The organism is Alcanivorax sp. HI0083, assembly GCF_001635175.1.
Genome location: NZ_LWFX01001778.1, coordinates 1 through 802, shown reverse-complemented (window position 1 = coordinate 802; position 802 = coordinate 1). Strand labels below are relative to the sequence as shown.

1 protein-coding gene is annotated in these 802 nt (G+C 58.1%); it reads right to left on the bottom strand.

Features of this window, described 5'->3' with window-relative positions:
• The coding region (mpl, locus tag A3754_RS25715) for a UDP-N-acetylmuramate:L-alanyl-gamma-D-glutamyl-meso-diaminopimelate ligase (protein ID WP_063521719.1) at positions 1 to 783 on the bottom strand (783 nt) is incomplete at its 3' end.
• Positions 784 to 802: the final 19 nt, after the last annotated feature.

Below are 802 nucleotides of genomic sequence, written 5' to 3'. Positions count from 1 at the left end.
CACGGTAAAGACCGAGCCGTCGTCCTGATCCAGACGATAGCCCAGCGCTTGGTCTTCGCCGAAACGCTCCACTTCACTCCAGCATCCCTGATCCAGCGTTTCCTCCAGTGCGGTTTCACCGTGGGGCAGAATTAACCGCCCGGTGGAAGGTACAGTGCGAATCAGGTGATGAAACTGGGTCTGTATCGCCGCCAAATCCGCAAAGATATCCGCGTGATCAAATTCCAGATTATTGAGGATCACGGTACGGGGGCGGTAGTGCACAAACTTGCTGCGCTTATCGAAAAATGCCGTGTCGTACTCGTCCGCCTCCACCACAAAAAAAGGCGTCTCGCCCAGTCGCGCAGACACACCAAAATTCCCTGGCACACCGCCGATCAGATAACCGGGATTTAAGCCCGCGTATTCCAGAATCCAGGCCAGCATGGAACTGGTGGTGGTCTTGCCGTGGGTGCCGGACACCGCCATCACCCAACGGCCGGGAAGCACCACATCTTCGAGTAACTGTGCCCCGGAGGTATACGGCAAACCGCGATCCAGCACCGCTTCCACTGCCGGGTTGCCACGACTCAGCGCATTGCCGACCACCACCAGATCCGGCGCAGGCTCCAGCTGGGCAGGGTCATATCCCTGGGTCAGGGTAATACCGGCCGCTTCCAGCTGATCACTCATGGGCGGGTAGACGTTCAGGTCGCTGCCGGTGACGTGATGCCCCTGGGCCTTTACCAGCTGCGCCAGCGACCCCATGAAAGTGCCGCAAATACCAAGAATATGAATATGCATGGGAAGGAACTGCCAACAT